Genomic DNA, 2,769 nt, shown 5'->3' with positions numbered 1-2,769 from the left:
AATCGGTCTGCAGGCGCGTAGGTAATGGAAGCCACTACCTTTTTTGTGCCTGAGACCGATTGTTTCCGATACTATTTGGGGAAAATGTCAAACGAAAATCTGCTTGCCTGACACGGTTATCTCTGAGACTATGAGAAAATCTCTGTAAATTAGATTCTTCTATGATAATGAAGGGTGAGAAGCTTACAAATCAGGCTTTTCACCCTTGTTTTATATATAACAGTTACTGCTGGGCATGTCAAGAGCAGGCGGCTCGCCGCCTGTCTTAGATTATGTTTTTACTTATTCTGGAAGTCGTCCTTCGTACATGATACTCAACTCCCCATAGACCTGGCCCCAGTCCCGGATGGTAGTTGTCCATTTCTTAGTAGACTCGAAAGTGGCCAGATATAAGGCTTTTAACAGCGCTGTATCACTTGGAAATACGCTTCTCTGACGATTCAGTTTCCGGTATGTGGAGTTCAGTGATTCTATCGCATTTGTTGTATAAATGACCTTCCGGACAGTGGTTGAAAACTTAAAAATTGGAGAAACGGCATCCCAGTTGTCCTTCCAGCGTTTCATGGAATTCGGATATTTCGGACTCCATTTTTCTGTCACACGGTCTAAAGCAGCCAGAGCCTTCTGCTCATCAGCAGCCTGATAGATGGTTTTTAAATCTGTAGCGAAAGCTTTCCTGTCTTTATCCGGAACGTATTTCAGCGTATTTCTTACCTGATGGACAATACACCTCTGATATTCTGTCTTTGGAAATGCCGCCGAAATCGCTTCTTTAATGCCTGTAAGGCCGTCTGCACAGATAATCAGGATATCTTTAACCCCTCGATTTTTTAGTTCATTTAAGACAGAAAGCCAGTATTTCGCACTTTCATTGTCACCAATCGTGATGGTCAATACTTCCTTTTTGCCCTCTGTGTTAATGCCCAGAATTACATAGGCTGCAAGTTTACGAATCACTCCGTTGTCCCGCACAGAATAGTGGATAGCATCAATGTAAAGAATCGGATACACGTCGTCTAGCGGTCGATTCTGCCAGTCTTCAATCTGCGGAAGTATCTTATCTGTTACATCAGAAATAAAACTCTCAGATGTTTCGAAGCCATAGATATCTTCAATCGTTTCCGAAATTTGGCGTGTAGTCATTCCTTTGGCATACATGGAGATAATCTTCTGGTCAATGTCAGAAATATCCTTCTGACGCTTTTTGACAACCTGTGGTTCAAAGGTGGACTTTCGATCTTGTGGTACTTCGATTTCCATAGAACCATACCGACTGTTTACCTGCTTGCGTTTATAGCCGTTTCGATAATCGTCGTTGTCAGAACGCTCGGATTTCTCATATCCGAGATGTTCATCCATTTCTGCCTCCATCATTTCCTTGAGGGTGCCGCCAAGGAGATCTTTAAGAGCATCCTGGATATCTTCAGCAGTCTCAATATCGTATTCTTCGAGAAGCTGACGAATGATATTTCTTTTTCCATCGGTCATTTGTACTCTGTGTACAGGTTTCTTTTGTCTTGCCATAATAAAAGGCCCTCCTAATGATATTTATTTTATCATAGAAGGACCTTATGATGGTTATTTTACAGAAAAAGTTTCACAGGCTCTTATCTCTTTTTATAAAGAACCAGTTCCGGATCCTCCCCCTTGGCTCCGTAGGTACTGATCATGATAAAATCCATAGCGGCGAGGACTCCAAAGTACCGTTCACCACCGAATTCCGATTCCAGCTGATTGCCAAGATAGGTTTTCTCATCATCCAGGAATTTTACACATTCCCCATTTGGGAGCCGATACTCCAGATTCACGTATTTTCCAACCAGAGCATTCAGTTTCTGCACCTCTGGCATCCCTTCGATATGAAGGTCGTTGATTTCTGCGATCAGCTTTTTCTTGAATTCTTCAAACTGGCCGCGATCACTGAGCTCTTCATACCGTTTCCAGTAATCCAGTTTTGGCAGCATTTCCTTCATATAGGCGCGCGCCTGATCTTCGGAAAAGTCCTGATTCACCATGTGTTTTGTACAGACATCAATCAGTTCATCCATATCACTGTAGGTGTAGGTTCCGTCCGCATAGCACCACTTACAGTAATCTTCATTCAGACTGCCATCACGATTGTGGCCTAAAATAGCATCATCCTCCAGCGGCATTCCGCAGCACTGGCAGATCAGTTTTCTGGGTTCTCCCAGAAGTGTATTGATGGATACACCAAACTCCTTCGATAAAAGCTTCAGTGTTTCGGTGTTGGGGACCGTTTCTCCATTTTCCCACCGGGATACCGCCTGCCTTGTCACCATAATTTTCTCAGCTAATTCATCCTGTGACATTCCCCTTTGGGTACGAAGTTTATAAATAATCTTCTTTGTCTCCATAGCTCCGCCCTCCTTTAGGTATATCATACAGGAAAATTGGGGGCGATGAAAGCAACTTGCTGTTGCATTCACCATCCCGATTGCGCTGAGCAGCATGCTCCAGCAATTATTCAATGCCGCCGATACCGCAATTGTGGGACTATTCGATACATCATCGGCGCTGGCCGCCGCAGGAACCAATGGGGAAATCATTGCTCTGATCGTGTCTTTGTCATCTGGATTATCCATCGGAGTCAATGTGCTCATTGCCCGGCAGATTGGACAGCATAAAGAACAGCATATGACATGCTTAAAAATTCCTGCATATTAATTTTAATCCCGTAACTGTTCAGTACCCTCACAGTTACGGGCAAAAATCCATTGAAAATTGCCTTCGGCAATGGGATTTTTGCCT

General features: G+C 43.6%; 3 protein-coding genes. 1 reads left to right on the top strand and 2 read right to left on the bottom strand.

The genetic code is table 11. The features are described from left to right. Positions 1-282: 282 nt before the first annotated feature. Both WMO41_RS15710 and WMO41_RS15705 read right to left on the bottom strand, forming a co-directional pair. The gene (locus tag WMO41_RS15710) at positions 283-1,524 is read right to left on the bottom strand and encodes an IS256 family transposase (RefSeq protein WP_349230574.1); all 1,242 of its coding nucleotides are present in this window, start codon (positions 1,522-1,524) and stop codon (positions 283-285) included. Positions 1,525-1,607: 83 nt separating this feature from the next. Beyond that, positions 1,608-2,375, bottom strand: a complete 768-nt coding sequence (locus WMO41_RS15705) for a zinc ribbon domain-containing protein (RefSeq protein ID WP_349230573.1) — start codon at positions 2,373-2,375, stop codon at positions 1,608-1,610. A 73-nt stretch (positions 2,376-2,448) separates the two neighbouring features. Between WMO41_RS15705 and WMO41_RS15700 the strand changes: the two genes are divergently transcribed. After that, positions 2,449-2,685 carry an MATE family efflux transporter gene (locus tag WMO41_RS15700; RefSeq protein WP_349230575.1) on the top strand — a complete coding sequence of 79 codons (237 nt, stop codon included), beginning with the start codon at positions 2,449-2,451 and terminating at the stop codon, positions 2,683-2,685. The last annotated feature ends 84 nt before the right edge of the window (positions 2,686-2,769 follow it).

Source organism: Ventrimonas faecis (assembly GCF_040096075.1).
In the GTDB taxonomy this organism is placed as follows: Bacteria; Bacillota; Clostridia; order Lachnospirales; family Lachnospiraceae; genus Brotaphodocola; species Brotaphodocola faecis.
This window is presented reverse-complemented; position numbering and strand designations above follow the sequence as displayed.

Excerpts from the sequence above, each read along its gene's own strand:
- WMO41_RS15710 (WP_349230574.1), bottom strand. The coding sequence starts at position 1,524 with ATGGCAAGACAAAAGAAACCTGTACACAGAGTACAAATGACCGATGGA.
- WMO41_RS15705 (WP_349230573.1), bottom strand. The coding sequence starts at position 2,375 with ATGGAGACAAAGAAGATTATTTATAAACTTCGTACCCAAAGGGGAATG.